The sequence below is a fragment of the Rubritalea spongiae genome (assembly GCF_042652385.1).
In the GTDB taxonomy this organism is placed as follows: domain Bacteria; phylum Verrucomicrobiota; class Verrucomicrobiia; order Verrucomicrobiales; family Akkermansiaceae; genus Rubritalea; species Rubritalea spongiae.
Genome location: NZ_JBHSJM010000001.1, coordinates 2,762,391 through 2,777,528 on the forward strand (window position 1 = coordinate 2,762,391; position 15,138 = coordinate 2,777,528).

Below are 15,138 nucleotides of genomic sequence, written 5' to 3' on the forward strand. Positions count from 1 at the left end.
CTGTTATTCTTGAAGAAGGTTGAAAGCGCTGACGAGTGCTTTGAGGCCGGCCATTTCGATGGATGGCTCGACTCCGCAGCCCCAGAGTGTCTTACTGCCGTCATCTAAGCGAAGTTGGATGTAGGCGGCAGAGTCTGAGTCTGATCCGACACGGATAGCGTGGGAGCGGTAATCTGTAAGAGTGAAGTTTTTAATACCTTCGACTTCGAGAGCGTGGACAAAGGAGTTGATCGGACCATTACCGGTTCCTTCGATGCGTTTCTCTTCACCATTATAGATAATAGTGGCGTGGCATTTGACTTCGCCGACATTGAGGTGGTCGAGTTCGTATTCGATCAATTGCAGTGGGCTGCAGAGGTTGACGAAGTGGTGGAAGAAAGCATCGCGGATTTCGTGGGAATCGAGTTCTTTCGCTTGCGAGTCGGCGAGGTCGTAGATGGTTTTGCCGACTTGTGGGTGCATCGTTTTTGGCAAATCGAAGCCGTGCTCGCGATCGAGGATGTAGGCGACGCCGCCTTTGCCGGATTGCGAGTTGATGCGGATGATTGCTTCGTAAGATCGTCCGATGTCTTCGGGGTCGATAGTGAGGTATGGGACTCCCCATGCGAGATCGGGAGTTCCGGAGATTTCTTTTTCACGGCGATCGAGGCCTTTTTTGATGGCATCTTGATGAGAGCCAGAGAAAGCTGTGAAGACGAGTTCGCCAGCGTAGGGCGCACGTTCTGAGACACTCATGCGAGTGACGCGTTCATAGACGGCACGGATGTCAGCGAGGTTGCTGAAATCGAGACCTGTGGGGATGCCGTGGGAGTTCATGTTGAGGGCAACATTGACGATGTCGAGGTTGCCAGTGCGCTCGCCGTTTCCGAAGAGTGTTCCTTCTACGCGGTCGGCGCCAGCCATGAGTCCAAGTTCGGTGGCAGCAGTTCCAGTGCCTCTGTCATTGTGGGTGTGTAATGAGACGTCAAGCGAGTCACGACGGTGCAAGTGACGGCACATCCATTCGATTTGGTCGGCGTGGATGTTAGGGGTGGCCCACTGGACGGTGTCCGGCAGGTTGATGATCATTTTTTTGTCGGGAGTCGGTTGCCAGATGTCGATGACTGCATTGCAGCATTCGACTGAGAAATCGAGTTCGGTGTCCGAGAATGATTCTGGTGAGTATTGGAGGACGATTTCTGTTTCGGGGACGGTGGGTGTGAGCTCTTTGACGAGTTCGGCACCTGCAACGGCTATGTCACGGATTTGCTCGCGCGATGCGTCATTGAAAGTGATGCGGCGCTGGAGTGGAGATGTCGAGTTATAGATGTGGACGATGGCACGCTTGGCGCCTTTGATTGCTTCGAAGGATCGGCGGATGAGGTGCTCGCGAGTTTGCACAAGAATCTGGATAGTCACATCTTCAGGGATGCGATTTTCCTCGATCAAGCGTCGGCAGAAATTAAACTCGGTATCTGCGGCGGATGGGAAGCCGATTTCGATTTGTTTGAAACCAATGCGGCAGAGAAGGTCGAAGAACTCGAGCTTTTCTTCCACGGTCATCGGCTGGGGTAGCGCTTGGTTACCATCGCGTAGGTCGACTGAGCACCAGATCGGAGCAGACGTGATCTGCTGATCTGGCCATGTGCGGTCGGTCAATTGTACGGGTGGAAACGGGCGATATTTACTGATGTTGTCTGGTTTCATGACGGGTGCTCGGCGGTGCCGAACGGAGTTACGTGTTATGTTTTACGTGTTACGCAAAAAGGAGAGAAGTGCAACCAGAGTTTACTCTGGCTTCTGAAAGCGGGCGCGTTCGACGACTTTACCCTCGGCTTCCCACTGGAGTTGGAAGTCGGTTTTCGGGTAGAAGAAGGCGTCTTCTGGCCACTCGAGTTGTTCGAATTTCTGGAAGGTGTTCATTTCTTCTTCGACCCATTCGAAGTATTCTGGATGGTCTGTTTTGAAGCAAAATTCGCCACCGGGTTTGAGCGCTTTGTAGAGTGCTTCGAGGAAATCTTGCTGAACCAGGCGATTTTTGTGGTGGCGCGCTTTTGGCCAAGGGTCTGGGCAAAGTAAGTGAAGACGATCAATGGAGTTCTCTGGGAAAAGCCATTCAATTACGTATTTAGATTCGAGGCGAAGGACTTTACAGTTGTCGAGATTTTCTCTTTCGGCCTTGCGGCAAACTTTTTTGACGCGCCCTAGCAAGCGTTCGACGCCTAGGAAGTTGCGTTCTGGGAATTGTTGCGCCATTGCAATGAGGAAGGAGCCATCGCCACATCCGAGGTCGATCTCTAGTGGTTGGTCATTGTTAAAAATAGTACTAGGGTTCAAGCGGGCGAAGTAGTCGTCCGGCATGAATTCGTTAGGAACTGGCTTGCGGTGCTCAGATTGCATGGGGCGAAGTCTGCTAAGGGAATTTCTCTTATGCAAGACTAGGAAACAATCCTCGCGTGGTTTTCCCGGTGACTACAGTGAGAAAAGTGAGCAATTCTCGCTTGGAGAGCATTTTCCTGTATGCTAGAATCGCTGTCTGTATGAAAATTGAAATTCTCCCATTAATCTGTTTGGTGATACTTTTAGCGTGTTTTGGAACGGCTCTTTTTTATGGTGATTTAGCTTCCCATTGGAGTGAAGAGGTGGCGATGGTCGAAGTAAGAGCTGAAAAGTGAGTACGCTAATTCGTCTTGGAATGCTAGTAAGGGCATGCTAGTTATTCGCAAATATGAACAAAGAACTTCTTGCCTTTCTCTGTGTGGTGACCTTGCCAATGTGCTCTGTACCTGTGGCTATTGATGGTGAGGACTATGTGCCTGAGCGAGTGTTGGTGGCGACAAAGAAGAAGCTGGCTAAAGCTGAGGCGAAGAATGCTTTAATCAAAGCTGAGTCTCAGAAGAAGATTGAGGAAATAGAGACTCAGAAGGCTTTAGCAGAGCTCGAGGCGAGGCGAGAACTAGAGGCTGCTGAGATGCAGAGAAAGTTGGTGGAAGAGGAAGCTGCACGGCGAGTCGCGGAGGCGCAGGCACAAATTAAATTAATAGAAGAAAGATCGGTTCCTCAGCCTGAGAGCTCTTTAACACAAAGTGATCTGAGGGTGTTAGGTGAGGTCGAACCGATAGGTGTTCTCGATGTGGATTGGTATTATTCAGCGCGTATTGATACTGGGGCTACAACGAGTTCGATTCACGCGGAGAAAATTGAACCATTTGAGCGCGATGGCGTGCAATGGGTGAGATTTGAGTTGGTGAACGAAGAGAGTGGGAAGAAAGAAAAGTTAGAGCGGAAGATAGAACGCAAAGTGCGCATTAAGGAGCACGATGACGATTCGGAAAGGCGTTATGTGGTCAAGTTACATGTGTATTATGGGGGAGAAAATGAGTTGCTTGAGTTTACTTTGACTGATCGCAGCGGCTACAAATATCCCTTATTGGTAGGTCGAAATTTATTACGTGGTATTGCTGTGGTGGATGTGAGTAAGAAGAATACTCTCAAAAAGGAAAAGTTAGAGGACAAGGAATAAGGCTTGATATGACTATATAAGTACATACTTACTGCAGCATGAAGGGGAGAGTTCAATTACGTGCCGTAATACTAATCTTGTTAATGCTTGGGGTTGGAATTGCGACGTATAAGTGTATTAGTATTGGTTATCCATTTTTTCCGAAGGAGCAAACTGAGGTATGGGCGATTGAAGCCAAATTGAGTTTTCAGGCCGAAGGTGGCCCAGTAAAGGTCAAGTTTGCGGTACCAGGTGAGTACGGTAAGTTAAGAGTGTTAGAGGAAAGTGGAGCTTCAAGCGATTATGGGTTTGTTCCCGCGCCCTTACCTTCTGAGAATGAGAACTTGTCACGTACTGTGACGTGGGCGAAAGCGCATGCAGAGGGCAATCAAGAGCTGTATTATCGTGTGAATGTTTTTCGCAGTACGATTGATCAGTCAAATGCGTTTGACGTGAAGCCAGTGAGCTTGGATCCAGCGTATTTTGAGGGGCCGGTAGCTGTGGCAGCAGATGAGGTTATCACGAAAGCTCGAAAGTATTCTTCTGATTTGGAGACATTCACGAGTCAGTTAAACGAGATTTTAAGTGCTGCAAATAACCAGAATGTGCAAACTTTGCTAGCGGGGAATAGTACCGATCTGTCGAAGAATAAAATTTTGCTAAACTTGATGCTCAAGGCTGGGTACGAAGCGCATTTGATTCGCTATTTAGAGCTCGGTGAGATCACTAACAGGGTGCCTTTAAATTCTGGAGTATTGGTTTTTGATGGAGATCAACAGGTTTTTACTACGTATGGGGAAGCTGAATTTTTAAATACTGATAAGTTGTTGGCGTGGCAATGTGGCGGACCTGGTTTAGTGGAGCTCCAAGGAGGCAAGAATGCGAAAGTTGAGTTCTCGAGTATGGAGCAACAGCTGCCGACTGAGTTTATCCAGCAGCAAGCGGCTGAGCGGAATGGGAATAGTTTGGTGGATTTCTCTTTGCTTTCGTTATCGCTTGAGCAGCAGAATGCGTATCGTTTGCTATTGATGATTCCGTTTGGAGCTTTGGTTGTAGTGATCATGCGGAACATCGTGGGAATTTCCACTTCGGGGACGTTTATGCCCATTCTACTGGCGATGTCGTTTTTAAAAACTGAGTTGTTTACAGGGATCGTGTTGTTTGTGATTGTGGTGAGTGCTGGATTGTTAGTTCGCAGTTATCTGTCGAAGCTAGATTTGTTGTTAGTGCCGCGGATTTCAGCGGTGGTTGTGGTGGTGATTGGTATCATGGTGAGCTTTGGTATTTATGGATCGAAGTTTGATATTGGGTTGATGCAGTCCGTGACTTTGTTCCCGACGATTATTTTGGCTTGGACGGTGGAGCGTTTATCCATTTTATGGGAGGAAGATGGAGCTCGAGAGGTTTCGAAGCAGACTTGTGGTAGTTTGTTTGTGGCGATTTTGGCGTACTTTGTGATGGATAATGACATGCTGAGATATCAGGTGTTCATTTTCCCTGAGATACTATTTGTGGTACTGGCGGTGATTTTGGCGCTCGGACAATATGCTGGATACCGACTTTCTGAGCTGTTCCGGTTTGCACCCTTTTTTGAGAAAGGAGGAAAGTTGTGAGGAGCTTGTTTGGTTTTCCTTTTTGCACTCCTTCTCAGCTTCGCAGCGCAGGGGTCGTGGGGATGAATCAACGGAATGCGCGGTACATTGCGCGCTATAATCGTCGTGAATTTTACCCAAGGGTGGATGATAAGTTAAAAACAAAACTACTAGCTAAGGATTTTGGTTTGAACGTCCCAGAGCTCTATGGAGTGGTGGAGCGTCAATCTGATGTTAAACGGCTGTCGAAGGTGCTGGGTGATCATAAGCAATTTGTAATCAAGCCGACGCAGGGAAGTGCGGGGAAGGGGATCATGGTGATTCACGACCGCAAGGATGATCTGTTTTACAAAGCGAGTGGTGATGTGCAGACCTATGCTGAATTACACCGGCACGTGAGTAACACTCTGAGTGGATTGTATTCACTGGGTGGGCGCAGGGATAAAACGATGGTCGAGTATGCTATCAAGTTTAGTGATGCGTTTGACGGTTTTTCTTATCAAGGCGTTCCTGATGTGAGAGTGGTTACCTTTTTAGGTTTTCCTGTGATGGCGATGATGCGCTTGTCGACAAAGGCGTCTGACGGGAAAGCGAATTTGCACCAAGGTGCCGTGGGCGTGGGGATTGATTTGGTGACTGGCCGGGCACGGTCGGCGGTTCAACACGGTCGCCCCGTTACGGAGCATCCGGATACTGGCCGGAACCTGCATGAGTTAGTAATTCCTGAGTGGGACAAGGTGATGCATTTGGCGTCGCAGACTTATGAGATGACTGAGTTGGGGTATTTGGGCGCTGACATAGTGTTAGATAAGGAACTCGGGCCATTAATTTTGGAGTTGAATGCTCGGCCGGGTTTGGCGATTCAGGTTGCGAATAGTACGGGTTTGTTACCGAGGCTAAAGCGTGTTGAAGAGCTGAGCCGACGCGAGCGTGTGCTGGCTTTGGTAGAGGATCGAGTCGGTTTTGCACAGAAGCATTTTGCTTAGCGATAGGTTCTGACGCTCAGTGGTTGCTCGGAGCTTTATTATAATGTTAGACTGCACAAGATATGAACGAGGAGAGAAGCTTGAGTGCTGCGGAGGGTTACTTGCAGCTAGAAATGCCTGATGAGGCGATGCGTGAGTTAGAAGGTTTATCTAACCAAGTAAGACAAAGCCAACACGCAGCGGAGCTAGAGTTGGCTGCTGAGATGATGCAGAAGCGTTGGGATCGTGGCGTCGAGCTTGCTCGAGCTTTGTGCCGTTTGAGACCGAATAAAAAATCGTATTACCTGCATGCGGCCTTTTGTTTGCATGAAACGGGGGATACTTTAGCGGCAAAAAGTTTTTTGATGAGTGGTCCTCACTCTTTAATGAAGGATGCTTTATTCCACTACAATATGGGATGCTATTCTGCAGTTCTTGGCGACCCCGAAGAGGCGCTTTCTTATCTACGAAAGGCGTTTGCACTCGATCCTGCGTTGCGAAAGACGGCTGAGAATGACCCTGATTTAGTGGGGGTAGGTATTTAAGGGCTGCTCTGGAGGACTTTGTTTGTGAAGATATTGCGACGTAAATAAAGTCGTTCGGTGGGACGTTTTCAGTGAGATACTCTTGTGGTATGGCACAGTTAACTAATCGTCGTTCATTTCTTAAAAGCACGGGTGCACTTGCTGGTACTGTATTCATGGGGGGAGGAGCAATAGCTGAGGAGGAGAAGAGGGAGGTAAAGAATGTGATTTTTCTCGTTGCTGATGGCATGGGTGTGGGGACGCTTTCACTGACGGAATGCTGGCATCAAACTCGTGCGTCACAGTCACTCGAGTGGGTGCAGCTTTATACTCAGGCAGGAGTGGTGGTGAGTAAACAAGATACGGCATCTGCAAATTCAATGGTGACTGATTCTGCTGCGGCTGGCAGTGCATGGGGAGGTGGGAAGCGAGTGAATAATGGGGTGATTAATATTACGCCAGAGGGGGAAGAGCTGAAGCCGATAGGGGTACATGCGAAGGAGCTGGGGATGTCAGTGGGCTTAGTCACGACGACGCGTCTGACACATGCGACTCCTGCAGCTTTTTTGGCGAGTGTGCAGCACAGGAAGATGGAGGAAGCGATAGCGGATCAATATTTGGTAGCTGAGGCTGATGTGTATCTCGGTGGAGGAATGAAGTTTTTCAGGCAGGGTGAGCGTGATCTGATTACGAAATTTGAGCAAAAGGGATATGCCTTTGTGGATAATAAGCAATCACTCAAGCTGAATGCAGGTAAGGACAAACTCCTTGGTGTTTTTTCTCACGATCATATTCCCTATGCAATTGATCGTGTGCATCAGGCATTTTATTCTGGATTGCCAAACTTAGTCGAGATGTTCGAGGCAGCATTGCAGACTTTAGAAAAAAATCCGAATGGGTTTCTTTTGCAAATAGAAGGTGGACGGATTGATCATGCGGGGCACGCCAATGACCCTGGTACGATTGTGCATGAACAGCTCGAGTTTGATGCATGTATTCCTGTGGCGATGGAGTATGTAAGGAAGAATCCTGGCACCTTGTTAGTAGTGACTACTGATCACGGTACGGCTGGTTGTCAGTTAAATGGTGTTGGGAATGCGTACCGTGGCACTGGAGAAGCGTTGGCGGCTTTAGCTGATCAGCAAGGGAGTTTTGAGTTTATGGCGGAGGATGCCCAAGGGCGAGGAGCTTTTAGTTCAGAGCTGTTTATGCAGGTCATGGGCTGGGAGGCGTGGCCTGAGATAGAGCAAGAGGTGAATGATAAATTGGGAATCGATAAAGATTTGCTGGCACGAGTGTATGGCAAGCATTGTGCTGGAAAGTACTTGGCTAAGACGGGGGTGGGGTGGACATCCCACGAGCACACAGCGGAGCTAGTGGATTTATTAAGCTATGGTGCAGGAGCTGAGCGTTTCCCACCTTATTTGAAGAACGAGGATGTGCATCACATTCTCAAAGGTCTTCTTAAGCGTGGGTAAGATTCGGCTGTGTATGGGCAAATGATTTCACTGCACGAGCGGAATGTATTTGCGATGAAAATGATGGTCGGAATGTCCACATGGTTAGCGTTTTCGAGTTGCTACTTATTGCATGCTATGGCTTGCCTGTGTCCATGCAATTGGATGTGCTGGAACAAACTTTTAAGAAGAATTTTGCAGAACGTGGGGAGCTAGGGGCTTCCGTGTCGGTGTGGAAAGATGGTGAAGAAATTCTCAATCTCGCGCAGGGTTGGTGTGAGCGAGAGCAAGTAAAGCCGTGGGTTGCTGAGACAATGGTGCCATTTTACTCGGCGACGAAAGCTCTGGCGTCGGCGACTTTGCTCATGTTGTTAGATGAAAACGGGCTGACTCCTGAGGATTTAGTTTGTCGAGTTTGGCCAAATTTCCCAAATAGCTCGGCAACGTTTGCGGAGCTGATGAGTCATCAGTGTGGCTTGGCCGCACTAGACCAGAAGGCGAGCGTGTTTGAGTACGATGCGGTGATTGCGGCGATTGAAGCGCAGGAGCCGAATTGGGAGCTGGGTGATGGCCATGGTTATCATCCAAGGACATTTGGTTTTTTGTTAGAAGAGCCGGTTAGGGTTCTATCAGGTAGACCACTGGGTGAGGTGTTTCATGAGCGGATTGCAGAACTGCTGGAGTTAGATTTGTGGATTGGCTTGCCTGAAAGTGAGTTTGATCGCGTAGCGACTCTGTATCCTGGGAAGATGGAGAAAAGCGATTTGGAGAGTGGGTTTTATAAAGAATTTAACCAGCAAGGAACGTTGGTGCGGCAGGCCTTTTCCTCACCGAGTGGATTGCAAGGGGTGCACGAAATGAATAAGCCGAAAGCATGGCAATCGGGTTTGCCGGCGATGGGTGGTGTGGGGACAGCCAGCAGCTTAGCAAAATTTTACCAGGCTGCGATCGGAGCTATTCCGTTTTTCTCTGAGGATGTGTTAGGGTGGATGAAGACTCCGGTGGTGACGGGGGATGACCGTATTTTAATGACTCCGACACGCTTTAGTTGTGGATTCCAGCTAGATCCACTTGATGCTGATGGCGCTAAGGTTCGGCAGAATTATGGCAAGGGGATGCAAGCGTTTGGTCATCCAGGGGCAGGTGGGAGCCACGCATTTGGCGATCCTGAAACTGGGGTGTCTTTTGCTTACATTATGAACCAGATGGATCTTTCTGTTCTTCCTGGGGCGAAGAGTTCGAGTCTGATTGAGGCTCTGCGATAAGTCCGGGAGGGGTGCCGAAGCCGACAAAAGTAGATTTGGAGGTAGCGCTCGGGAGGCGGAATTCGAAGATCCCGTAACCTGACTGCTTTTTTCTTAAATAGGTTCTGCCATCGCTCGAATTGAGCATGATGTGGGTGCCATTGGCATCTTTCCCAGCATAGATGGCTGCGTGGCTGACTTGGGTTTTTCGGTGGTCGGTGGGATGGTAGGTACCTGACCAGAAGAGCAAGTCGCCAGGGAGGAGGTTTTCAAAGATGGGGTTGTCGAGGCTGGTGATGGATTTTCCGACTTCGGTGAATGTGCTGTTCTCACGCACCCAGAGATACTGTGCGCTGGAGCTTCTTGGTGGCTCGAGACCAGATTTTCGAAGCAGGAAATAGAGTGCTCCGGAGCAGTCTAATCCGCCTTTTTCTGGGTCAGCGGATCCGAAGGTGTAACGAAGCCATCCGTGCTCTTTCGAAAGCGCTAGACCCTTTTTGATGAGGTCTGTGCGCTCGCGGGCGAGGTTTTCTGGTAGCTGGAGAGTGTCATACTCGAGTGAGGCTGGGCGAATGCCATCGGCATTGATTACCTGCAGGAATAAGCCTTGGATGAGAGTGAGTAAGATGAGGGTTTTCACCGAGTGTTTTATTGGCTGGCTTGGATTGCAGTGAGGGCAACGGTGTAAATGATGTCTTCGACTGAGGTGCCGCGGCTGAGGTCGTTGACTGGTCGGTTTAGGCCTTGCAACATAGGGCCGATGGAGTCGCACTGAGCGGAGCGTTGAACTGCCTTGTAAGTGGTGTTGCCAGTGTTGAGATCAGGGAAGATGAAGACGTTGGCATTACCGGCGACTGGGCTGTCGGGTGCTTTGGTGGCGGCGACTGAGGCATTGGTAGCGGCATCGTATTGAAGGGGGCCGTCGATGATGAGTTCGGGCATGCGCTCTTTGGCGATGCGGGTGGCTTCAGTGACTTTTTCTACGTCTGATCCAGAGCCTGAACCGAGGGTCGAATAACTGATCATGGCGACTCGAGGTTCTATACCGAAGGCACTGGCTGAGGCTGCACTTTGCAGTGCGATGTCGGCGAGTTGTTCAGCATTGGGGTTCGGGTTGACTGCACAGTCTCCGTAGATGAGTACTTGGTCGGGCAGACACATGAAGAAAATCGAGGAAACGAGAGCCGCGTTGGGTGCCGTTTTGATGAGACTGAGTGCAGGTCTGATAGTGTGTGCGGTGCTGTGCGTGGCACCGGAGACGAGGCCGTCTGCTTCACCAAGGGTGACCATCATAGTCGCGAGGGTAATGTTGTCTAAGAGTGCATCTTTGGCTGCCGAGGCTGTGACGCCTTTGTGTTTTCTTAGCGCGACGAGCGGTTCGATGTAGTTGTCACGTGCTTGAGCTGGGTCGAGAATTTCGAGGTGCTCGCCTACGGTGCCCATGAGGGATTCGATTTTGTTGCCGATGATGAGTGGATCTCCGATCAGCACACAGCGGGCGATTTTACGGCGTGAGCATTCAATCGCTGCTTCAATAGTACGTGGTTCTTCACCTTCTGGCAAAAGTATGCGTTTGTTCGCCTTTGCGGCGAGTCGTGAGAGACGATGTTTGAATGCGACGGGGGAAAGGCGTTTTTGAATGGTTTGGGAGCAGCGTTGGCGCAGCCAGTCTGTATCCATCCCACGTGCCACTGTGTCCATGACGAGGTTGATGCGAGCGGTGTCGTTGACAGGGACTTCGTTATTGAGGGCGAGGAAGGCCGTGGTGGCTTCAAACGAACTTGTGGGAATACGTAAGACGGAGAGTCCTCCATCATTTTTAAAGGCGTGTTGGCAGAATTCGTAGATGTCTGGGTTTACTTCAGTGTTTCCAGTGAGGACGAGGCCGGCGAGCTGGATTCCTTTTGAGGCGGCGAGAGCGGCGGCTGTAATGACATCGCTGCGGTCGGCGGGGGTTACAATCAATGAACCGTGGCGGAATGCGCCAAGGAGGTTTTCGACCTGGCGGGCGCAGAGACAGAAGTCGAGGATGCGACGGTTTTCGATGTCACCTTCGTGAATGACAGAGGCCTGGACAGAGTGGAGGAAGTCTTTGATGCGCATGGCGCCCATGGCTGGGGTGTTAGGAACGGCGCCGATGAGATCGTAGTTAACTGAATTGAATTGAGCTTTGAGTGCTTGGAAGGCTTCTTTTTGAGTGAGTTGGTGAGAATCGTCGGCTTGCTTATAGCGGTTGATGACGACGGCCGGTTTGGCATTTTTGTGAGGAAGTGAGAGCGACTGGATTTCGCGGTCGAGTACTTGTTTTAGCTCTTCGAGTGATTGGTCGCGTTGTTTAATTACTAGGATGGTTTCGGCATTGAGCGAGCGTGCAAGGAGGGTGTTGATTTCAGCAACGCTGGAAAGTTCAGCCTGAGCGATGAGGCCTTCGATGATTAGAACATCGTGGTCTTCCATCAGGTTGTTAACGTTTTCTATGATGTCCTGGAGCAGCGATTCGATGTGTTGCTGGTCATTGGCGCGACTCCAAGTAGAGGCTGGAATGGGAGCTGGTGGGACATGCGAAGTGACTTCCTGAATGTAGAGTGGTGCGGGGTCTTCCTGTTTGGAGTCGTGCGATTGGGAGAAGGGTTTGTAGTAGCTGACTTTACTACCGAGGCGGTCGAATGTGCGAACAAGGCCGATGCTAACAGATGTCAGGCCGGGTTCGCTGCCAATGGGGACGGTGAGGAAAATGTGTTTCATGGGAATCGAGTGGCGTTGTGTTTATTGGCAAAGAGCTTTTGTTTGGAGTGCGATTTCTAGTTCTTCTTGGGTTTCGATGACAGCCGCGATTGGACCATTACTTTTGGTGATTTGACCCTTGGTGTCACCGCCGACTTGGTTGAGTTCGTGGTCGATCTCGAATCCGATCCAAGCGAGTGATTCTAGCAGCCGCGCGCGGACGCGTTTGTCATTTTCTCCAATTCCTCCAGTGAAGATGAGTGCGTCGATTTTTGATGGGAAGGCGGCGAGTAAGGCTAGAACTTCTTTGGCGAGCCGGTAGCTGTAGACTTCAAGTGCCATTTGCGCTTTTGAGTCACCTTGGTCGTGCTTGGCCCAGATGTCGCGCATGTCCGAGCTGGTTTCTGAAAGTGCGAGCATGCCGGATTTTTTGGTGAGTGTGTCGGTTACTTCTTCCACTGATAGTCCTGCTTCATTTTTCATGTAGCAGTGGAGGCTGGGGTCGACAGTGCCGCTGCGAGTTCCCATCACAAGGCCATCTAGTGGACTAATTCCCATGGTGGTGTCGACACTTTTCCCTCCTCTTACGGCGGTCGCGCTGGCGCCATTTCCTAAGTGTGCAACGACGATGTTAGAGGTGTCGGGACAGAGATTGAAACGTCTAATCGCTTCTGCTGAGACGTAGGAATGACTAGTGCCGTGGAAGCCGTATTTACGCACTTTATGATTTTCAAACCAAGCATCAGGGACAGCATAACGGAATGCTTTTTCAGGCATGCTCTGGTGGAAGGCGGTGTCGAAGATAGCTACTTGAGGGAGCGATGGATAGAGGGCAATTGCCGCCTTAATAACTTCTAGTGTGGGTGGATTGTGTAGTGGTGCTAACGGAGAAAGTTGGGCGATAGATGCGATGACTGAGTCGTCAATTAGCGTAGCGGAATGGAAAATATCTGCACCGTGAACGACACGGTGGCCAATGGCTTCGATGCTTTGTCCGGATTGTTTTAGCTCGTGAAAGAGGGTGGCGAGTACGACTTGGATGGCGGCTTGGTGGTCTTTTCCGCCGAGTGTGAGTAGTAACTTTTCGCCATTATTCTTGAGAACTCCGAAGATGTCAGGGGTGCCTATTTTTTCTATGATGCCTTCCATCGGGAAGGTGTTGGAATCTGTGCAGCAAACTGCAAATTTTAAAGACGAGCTCCCGGCATTTAGCGCTAAAATGATCATTTCGAGCCGAGTAGAAATGAATGGGAGGAATTTGCAATAGTATCCCGATGGCAGATGTGTCAGCTTTTCTGGTGAGGCAGGGAAATAAAAAAGAACTTGCCAGCGCGTGCGACTGAGGGTAAATCCCTCGCGCACTCGAAGGATTAACGGGGCATTAGCTCAATTGGTAGAGCGTCTGCATGGCATGCAGAAGGTCAACGGTTCGATTCCGTTATGCTCCACCATCCAACTTCAATAGGAGGGATGGTTTTCATTCTGGTAGAATTAACTACTGACTGGTAAGGATGAGCCCGTATGGGGCTTTTTTTTTGCCCAGAGATGTGACTGAACGATCAAAGATAAATCGATGAAAATAGAAGGTAAGGAACTCGCAATAGCATGCGCACGCGCAGCTGACGATAATAAAGCAGAAGATATTCGTGTGCTCGACGTGACTGGGCTTTCTTCGCTCTGCGATTTCATCGTAGTTTGTTCTGGTAACTCGATGCCACATCTTAAAGCGTTGATGCGTGACACGGAAGTGATCGTGTTAGAGAAATACGGAGTGAAGCCGTACAGTGGTGAAGGTCGTGCTGAGACGAGCTGGGTGGTGCTCGATTATTTTGACGTGATGGTTCACGTGATGAGTGAAGAAGCGCGCGAGAATTACGATCTTGAAAACCTTTGGGGCGACGCGAAGGAAGTCGAGTGGGCGGAGTAAGGCATTTTAGTTAATCAAATTGTTTTGAAGAAGCCGACTTGTGATTAGGTCGGCTTTTTTGGTGCCCTTTTGCATGAGTTCTAGTAGAGTGCTAGTAATTGGTGTATGGGTGGTGTGTTATGATTCACGCATATGCAGTAAAAGAAGTTGGTGGGCAGTTAGAGAGTTTTGAATACGATCCTGGGAAGCTTGGAGTTTACGAGGTGGAGATCGATGTGTTGTATTGTGGTGTTTGCCACAGTGATATTAGCATGATTGATAATGAATGGGGGATGTCTGAGTATCCCTTGGTGCCTGGCCACGAGGTGGTAGGGAAAATTGCTGAAGTAGGTGAGGGAGTTGTCGATTTAAAAGTGGGGCAAGCGGTGGGTCTCGGCTGGCATGCTGGATATTGTGGTCATTGTGGATGTTGTAACTCGGGTGATGAGAATCTGTGTTCGGAGGGGATTCCTACTATTATGAATCGCGGAGGCTTTGCAGATAAGGTACGCGCGTCTGAGAGGGCAGTGGTGGCTATTCCGGAAGGGGTGGATCTGGCGAAAGCTGGGCCTTTGTTTTGTGGAGGAATAACCGTGTTTAACCCTTTGGTGCAATTTGATGTGAAGCCTACAGCGAGAGTAGGAGTGGTGGGAATTGGAGGCTTAGGTCACATGGCCTTACAGTTTCTGAATGCATGGGGATGTGAGGTCACCGCCTTTACTTCGAGTGAGAAAAAGCGCGAGGAGGCATTTGAACTAGGTGCGCATGCTACCTTAAATTCACGTGATGATGCTGAGTTGAAAGCGGCTTCGGGGAGCTTCGATTTGATCCTCACGACGGTGAATGTTAAGTTGGATTGGAATCGTTATCTGCAAACTTTGGCTCCGAAAGGCAGGTTACATTTTGTAGGGGCAACATTGGAGCCTCTTGATGTGAGTGCTATGCAGCTAATTGGCCAACAAAGGCAGATTTCTGGCTCGCCAGTGGGTTCTCCGGGAACCATTGCTCAGATGCTCGAGTTTGCGAAATTACACAAGATCGAGCCTGTAGTGGAGGAATTTCCGATGGAGCAGATTAATAAAGCATTAGATCATTTGCGCGAGGGCAAGGCGCACTATAGGATTGTGCTGAAGAAATGAGGAGCTAACAAGTTGCAGAGCTATTCAAAATGGCACTCAAGAGGCGCGTAAGCCTTCGGAGTCAATGTTGCTGGGATTGAGTTGGAGCTTGAGGTTCGGTCGACTT

At 49.6% G+C, this 15,138-nt stretch carries 14 protein-coding genes and 1 tRNA gene; 10 read left to right on the forward strand and 5 right to left on the reverse strand.

What is annotated here, in order from left to right; genetic code table 11:
* Positions 1-3 precede the first annotated feature (3 nt).
* A complete protein-coding gene (gene leuA / locus ACFPK9_RS12310; protein WP_377095211.1) occupies positions 4-1,686 on the reverse strand; it encodes a 2-isopropylmalate synthase in 1,683 nt (560 codons plus the stop codon).
* Positions 1,687-1,767: 81 nt separating this feature from the next.
* Complete coding sequence (gene trmB / locus ACFPK9_RS12315) at positions 1,768-2,379, reverse strand: tRNA (guanosine(46)-N7)-methyltransferase TrmB (protein WP_377095212.1); 612 nt, start codon at positions 2,377-2,379, stop codon at positions 1,768-1,770.
* 140 nt (positions 2,380-2,519) lie between these two features.
* Between trmB and ACFPK9_RS12320 the strand changes: the two genes are divergently transcribed.
* The 7 genes from ACFPK9_RS12320 to ACFPK9_RS12350 all read left to right on the forward strand — a co-directional run bounded on the left by ACFPK9_RS12320 (position 2,520) and on the right by ACFPK9_RS12350 (position 9,284).
* Entirely contained in the window at positions 2,520-2,654 is a 135-nt protein-coding gene (locus tag ACFPK9_RS12320; RefSeq protein WP_377095213.1) for a hypothetical protein, read from the forward strand.
* 53 nt (positions 2,655-2,707) lie between these two features.
* The gene (locus ACFPK9_RS12325; protein ID WP_377095214.1) at positions 2,708-3,502 is read left to right on the forward strand and encodes a putative ATP-dependent zinc protease; all 795 of its coding nucleotides are present in this window, start codon (positions 2,708-2,710) and stop codon (positions 3,500-3,502) included.
* Positions 3,503-3,585: 83 nt separating this feature from the next.
* The gene (locus tag ACFPK9_RS12330) at positions 3,586-5,094 is read left to right on the forward strand and encodes an inactive transglutaminase family protein (protein WP_377095215.1); all 1,509 of its coding nucleotides are present in this window, start codon (positions 3,586-3,588) and stop codon (positions 5,092-5,094) included.
* Positions 5,091-6,059: an alpha-L-glutamate ligase-like protein gene (locus ACFPK9_RS12335; RefSeq protein WP_377095216.1), complete on the forward strand. Its 969-nt coding sequence runs from the start codon at positions 5,091-5,093 to the stop codon at positions 6,057-6,059. The genes ACFPK9_RS12330 and ACFPK9_RS12335 overlap by 4 nt, the downstream gene beginning before the upstream one ends.
* Positions 6,060-6,121: 62 nt before the next feature.
* Positions 6,122-6,583: a tetratricopeptide repeat protein gene (locus ACFPK9_RS12340; RefSeq protein WP_377095217.1), complete on the forward strand. Its 462-nt coding sequence runs from the start codon at positions 6,122-6,124 to the stop codon at positions 6,581-6,583.
* An 89-nt stretch (positions 6,584-6,672) separates the two neighbouring features.
* Entirely contained in the window at positions 6,673-8,040 is a 1,368-nt protein-coding gene (locus ACFPK9_RS12345) for an alkaline phosphatase (protein WP_377095218.1), read from the forward strand.
* Between the two features lie 80 nt (positions 8,041-8,120).
* Complete coding sequence (locus tag ACFPK9_RS12350; protein ID WP_377095219.1) at positions 8,121-9,284, forward strand: serine hydrolase domain-containing protein; 1,164 nt, start codon at positions 8,121-8,123, stop codon at positions 9,282-9,284.
* On the opposite strand, the gene ACFPK9_RS12355 is transcribed toward ACFPK9_RS12350, so the two are convergent.
* The 3 genes from ACFPK9_RS12355 to ACFPK9_RS12365 are packed head-to-tail and all read right to left on the reverse strand — an operon-like array spanning position 9,214 to position 13,214.
* On the reverse strand, positions 9,214-9,903 hold the full coding sequence (locus ACFPK9_RS12355; protein ID WP_377095220.1) for a C40 family peptidase: 690 nt from the start codon (positions 9,901-9,903) through the stop codon (positions 9,214-9,216). The two genes, ACFPK9_RS12350 and ACFPK9_RS12355, sit on opposite strands and share 71 nt — an antisense overlap.
* Positions 9,904-9,911: 8 nt before the next feature.
* Entirely contained in the window at positions 9,912-12,008 is a 2,097-nt protein-coding gene (gene pta / locus ACFPK9_RS12360) for a phosphate acetyltransferase (protein WP_377095221.1), read from the reverse strand.
* Between the two features lie 21 nt (positions 12,009-12,029).
* Positions 12,030-13,214 (reverse strand): acetate kinase, encoded by a 1,185-nt coding sequence (locus tag ACFPK9_RS12365; protein WP_377095222.1) that lies wholly within the window; start codon positions 13,212-13,214, stop codon positions 12,030-12,032.
* Positions 13,215-13,362: 148 nt separating this feature from the next.
* On the opposite strand from ACFPK9_RS12365, the gene ACFPK9_RS12370 reads away from it, so the two are divergent.
* The 3 genes from ACFPK9_RS12370 to ahr all read left to right on the forward strand — a co-directional run bounded on the left by ACFPK9_RS12370 (position 13,363) and on the right by ahr (position 15,032).
* Positions 13,363-13,438 (forward strand) — tRNA-Ala (locus ACFPK9_RS12370).
* A gap of 122 nt (positions 13,439-13,560) precedes the next feature.
* A complete protein-coding gene (gene rsfS, locus ACFPK9_RS12375) occupies positions 13,561-13,914 on the forward strand; it encodes a ribosome silencing factor (RefSeq protein WP_377095223.1) in 354 nt (117 codons plus the stop codon).
* A 119-nt stretch (positions 13,915-14,033) separates the two neighbouring features.
* Entirely contained in the window at positions 14,034-15,032 is a 999-nt protein-coding gene (ahr, locus tag ACFPK9_RS12380; protein WP_377095224.1) for an NADPH-dependent aldehyde reductase Ahr, read from the forward strand.
* The last annotated feature ends 106 nt before the right edge of the window (positions 15,033-15,138 follow it).

Bases quoted from the DNA above. Each gene is read 5' to 3' on its own strand.
- ACFPK9_RS12325 (WP_377095214.1), top strand. From the start codon at position 2,708: ATGAACAAAGAACTTCTTGCCTTTCTCTGTGTGGTGACCTTGCCAATG.
- pta (WP_377095221.1), bottom strand. From the start codon at position 12,008: ATGAAACACATTTTCCTCACCGTCCCCATTGGCAGCGAACCCGGCCTG.
- ahr (WP_377095224.1), top strand. From the start codon at position 14,034: ATGATTCACGCATATGCAGTAAAAGAAGTTGGTGGGCAGTTAGAGAGT.
- ACFPK9_RS12320 (WP_377095213.1), top strand. From the start codon at position 2,520: ATGAAAATTGAAATTCTCCCATTAATCTGTTTGGTGATACTTTTAGCG.
- ACFPK9_RS12365 (WP_377095222.1), bottom strand. From the start codon at position 13,214: ATGATCATTTTAGCGCTAAATGCCGGGAGCTCGTCTTTAAAATTTGCA.
- ACFPK9_RS12330 (WP_377095215.1), top strand. From the start codon at position 3,586: ATGCTTGGGGTTGGAATTGCGACGTATAAGTGTATTAGTATTGGTTAT.
- ACFPK9_RS12345 (WP_377095218.1), top strand. From the start codon at position 6,673: ATGGCACAGTTAACTAATCGTCGTTCATTTCTTAAAAGCACGGGTGCA.
- leuA (WP_377095211.1), bottom strand. From the start codon at position 1,686: ATGAAACCAGACAACATCAGTAAATATCGCCCGTTTCCACCCGTACAA.
- ACFPK9_RS12340 (WP_377095217.1), top strand. From the start codon at position 6,122: ATGAACGAGGAGAGAAGCTTGAGTGCTGCGGAGGGTTACTTGCAGCTA.
- rsfS (WP_377095223.1), top strand. From the start codon at position 13,561: ATGAAAATAGAAGGTAAGGAACTCGCAATAGCATGCGCACGCGCAGCT.
- ACFPK9_RS12350 (WP_377095219.1), top strand. From the start codon at position 8,121: ATGGTTAGCGTTTTCGAGTTGCTACTTATTGCATGCTATGGCTTGCCT.
- trmB (WP_377095212.1), bottom strand. From the start codon at position 2,379: ATGCAATCTGAGCACCGCAAGCCAGTTCCTAACGAATTCATGCCGGAC.